At 73.5% G+C, this 3,000-nt stretch carries 2 protein-coding genes; one reads left to right on the top strand and one right to left on the bottom strand.

Going from position 1 to position 3,000, the window contains the following annotated elements; genetic code table 11:
- Positions 1 to 1,698: DEAD/DEAH box helicase (locus AAHZ94_RS31850; RefSeq protein WP_502964846.1), on the bottom strand; the 1,698-nt coding region annotated here is incomplete at its 3' end.
- 484 nt (positions 1,699 to 2,182) lie between these two features.
- Here AAHZ94_RS31850 and AAHZ94_RS31845 point away from each other — a divergent pair.
- The gene (locus tag AAHZ94_RS31845; RefSeq protein WP_349997188.1) at positions 2,183 to 2,929 is read left to right on the top strand and encodes a ferritin-like fold-containing protein; all 747 of its coding nucleotides are present in this window, start codon (positions 2,183 to 2,185) and stop codon (positions 2,927 to 2,929) included.
- Positions 2,930 to 3,000 lie beyond the last annotated feature (71 nt).

The following is a 3,000-nucleotide window of genomic DNA, read 5'->3' as shown; positions in this document are numbered from 1 at the left end:
GCGGGCGCGCCGGCGCCGCGGGTGGGCGGCGGGCGCCTCGGCACCGTCCGCCGCGGTCTCGGCCGCAGCGGGCGCCTCGGCAGCGGCCTTCGCGGGCGCTGCCTTCTTCGCCGGGCGGGACCGCTTGGCCGGTGCGGCCGTGGCCTCGCCGGTCGCGGCGCCCGCAGCGGTGTCCACGGCCTCGACGGCCTTGGCCGGCGTCTGCGTGGCGCCGTCCGCCGTCCCCTGCTGGCCGGCTCCGGCACCCGCAGCGGAGCGGGTGCGCCGGCGGCGGCGCGGGGTGCGGGGCGCGGTGGCCGCGGTGCCGTCCGCGGCGTCCACCGCTGCGACGGCCTCGGCCGCTCCGTCACCATCGGTCGTGGCGGTGCCGGCCTCGGGCGCGGCACCGTCGAGGTTGACACCGCCGCGCGTGCGCCGGCGCTGGCGCGGGGTGCGGGTGCGCGCCGGGCGCTCCCGCTCGGCCGTCGGCGCCGCCGCGGCCTTGCGACCACGCCCGGCCCGACCACCGGTCTCGCCGAGGTCTTCGATCTCCTCGGCGGCGAGCCCGGCCCGGGTCCGCTCGGCCCGCGGCAGGATGCCCTTGGTGCCGGCCGGGATGGACAGCAGCTCGTACAGGTGGGCCGAGGTGGAGTAGGTCTCCTCCGGCTCGTCGAACGGCAGGTCCAGCGCCTTGTTGATCAACTTCCAGCGCGGGATGTCGTCCCAGTCGACCAGCGTGACCGCGGTGCCGGAGTTGCCCGCGCGACCGGTGCGGCCGATGCGGTGCAGATAGGTCTTCTCGTCCTCGGGGGACTGGTAGTTGATGACGTGGGTCACGCCCTCGACGTCGATGCCGCGGGCGGCGACGTCGGTGCAGACCAGGACGTCGACCTTGCCGTTGCGGAAGGCGCGCAGCGCCTGCTCGCGGGCGCCCTGACCGAGGTCACCGTGGACCGCGCCGGAGGCGAAGCCCCGGCGGGAGAGCTGCTCGGCGATGTCGGCCGCGGTCCGCTTGGTCCGGCAGAAGATCATCGCGAGCCCGCGGCCGTCGGCCTGGAGGATGCGCGAGACCAACTCCGGCTTGTCCATGGAGTGGGCGCGGAAGATGTGCTGGGTGATGTTGGCGACGGTCTGGCCCTCGTCGTCCGGCGCGGTGGCGCGGATGTGCGTGGGCTGCGACATGTAACGGCGCGCGAGCGAGATGACCGCACCCGGCATGGTCGCCGAGAACAGCATGGTCTGCCGGCGGGCCGGCAGGAACTGGATGATCTTCTCGACGTCCGGCAGGAAGCCCAGGTCCAACATCTCGTCCGCCTCGTCCAGGACGAGACCGCGGATCTTGGAGAGGTTGAGCTTCTTCTGACCGGCCAGGTCGAGCAGCCGCCCCGGGGTGCCGACGATCACGTCGACGCCCTTCTTGAGCGCTTCGACCTGCGGTTCGTACGCCCGGCCGCCGTAGATCGACAGCACCCGCACGTTACGGACCTTGCCTGCGGTCAGCAGGTCGTTGGTGACCTGCTGGCACAGCTCGCGGGTGGGGACGACCACGAGCGCCTGGGGGGCGTCGGAGAGCTGGTCAGGAGTGGCCCGGCCGGCCTCGACGTCGGCGGGAACGGTGACGCGCTCCAGCAGCGGCAGGCCGAACCCGAGCGTCTTGCCGGTGCCGGTCTTGGCCTGGCCGATGACGTCGGTGCCACTGAGGGCCACCGGGAGCGTCATTTCCTGGATGGGGAAGGGGGACGTGATGCCGACGGCCTCAAGGGCTTCGGCGGTCTCGGGGAGAATCCCGAGTTCTCGAAACGTAGACAGGATGCTTGCCTCTTCTGTGAGACGCGGCGCGAGGCGGCGGAGGGGGTCGTACCGCACCGGGTACTTGTGCCGACCGGGGACGGGCCGGATGGCGCGGGACCACTGCCTCCGCTCGGGCGCGCACACCGCGAGCGGTTCCCTCTCGCCGTGCGTATGTCTCATACGCGCCGCGTGGAGGGCGGTCGATTTGGAGCCGATCGGGCCACCGACCGGGCATCCGCATGCGTGGAACGACCCGCCGGTAAGGGGCGGGCTCCTTACCACTGTACCCCGGATACGACGGTCCATCCGGAGGCTTGTTTGAGTGCGACGATGAACACACTCGCCGCCGGCCGGGACCGTCGGGGTTGACCAGGGGCTTCCAGCGGCCCGCCGGCGGACTATTGTGCGCGTCATGGAGACGCCCAACGCCGCTGACAGCACGCCCGACGCCGCCCCCGAGGCCACCGGAATCGCCGCCCAGGACTGGGCGCGGGCCTCCGCCGAACCCCAGTACCGGGCCGCGGTCATCGATCTGCTCGGCGCCCTCGCCTACGGTGAGCTGGCCGCCTTCGAGCGCCTGGCCGAGGACGCCAAGCTCGCGCCGACCGTCGACGACAAGGCGGAGCTGGCGAAGATGGCGTCGGCCGAGTTCCACCACTTCGAGCGGTTGCGGGACCGGATCGCGGCGATCGAGGCCGAGCCCAACGAGGCGATGGAGCCGTTCGCCGCCGCGCTGGACGAGTTCCACCGCCAGACCGCGCCGTCGGACTGGCTGGAGGGCCTGGTCAAGGCGTACGTGGGCGACTCGATCGCCAGCGACTTCTACCGCGAGGTCGCCACCAGGCTCGACACCGACACCCGCGCCCTGGTGCTCCAGGTGCTCGACGACACCGGGCACGCCACGTTCGCCGTGGAGAAGGTGCGGGCCGCGATCGAGGCCGACCCGCGGGTGGGCGGGCGGCTCGCGCTGTGGGCGAGGCGGCTGATGGGCGAGGCGCTCTCGCAGGCGCAGCGGGTGGTCGCGGACCGTGACGCGCTCTCCACGATGCTGGTGGGCGGCGTGGCCGACGGCTTCGACCTGGCCGAGGTCGGCCGGATGTTCTCCCGGATCACCGAGGCCCACACCAAGCGGATGGCGGCGCTCGGCCTCGCGGCCTGAGCAACCCGCCCCACCCGCAGCACGCGACGGCGCCCCCCCCCCCCCAACGCCCGGGGGCCCCGCGGGGCCCC

It is taken from the genome of Streptomyces sp. HSW2009 (assembly GCF_040240285.1).
In the GTDB taxonomy this organism is placed as follows: domain Bacteria; phylum Actinomycetota; class Actinomycetes; order Streptomycetales; family Streptomycetaceae; genus Streptomyces.
Note: the sequence above shows the minus strand (reverse complement) of the source record. Positions and strands in the feature narration are given on the sequence as shown.

Coding starts and splice junctions, on each gene's coding strand:
- AAHZ94_RS31845 (WP_349997188.1), top strand. CDS start 2,183: ATGGAGACGCCCAACGCCGCTGACAGCACGCCCGACGCCGCCCCCGAG.